The organism is Yersinia sp. 2542 StPb PI (assembly GCF_048593855.1).
GTDB lineage: Bacteria > Pseudomonadota > Gammaproteobacteria > Enterobacterales > Enterobacteriaceae > Yersinia > Yersinia enterocolitica_E.
Genome location: NZ_JAZGQA010000587.1, coordinates 1 through 215, shown reverse-complemented (window position 1 = coordinate 215; position 215 = coordinate 1). Strand labels below are relative to the sequence as shown.

The following is a 215-nucleotide window of genomic DNA, read 5'->3' as shown; positions in this document are numbered from 1 at the left end:
CTGGTGGATTCCAGCTCCACGTCATAAGAGGTCCCCTTCGGATCGATGGTTATCTCATTCATCTGATAGGCACTCAGGTACGGCACCACGGCATAACCCCGGGAGTCAATTTTCACGCCGGAGTAACCGGACACTTCGGCCCCTTCAGCGCCCTTCGCTTCCACCACCGCAAAGGTCTCACTGCTGTACGGCGTTAATGTCACGCCGCCGGGGTG

Annotated in this window: 1 protein-coding gene; it reads right to left on the bottom strand. The window is 58.1% G+C overall.

Annotated elements, in window-relative coordinates:
• Window positions 1-215: fimbria/pilus outer membrane usher protein (locus tag V1952_RS22825; protein WP_420075669.1), on the bottom strand; the 215-nt coding region annotated here is incomplete at both ends.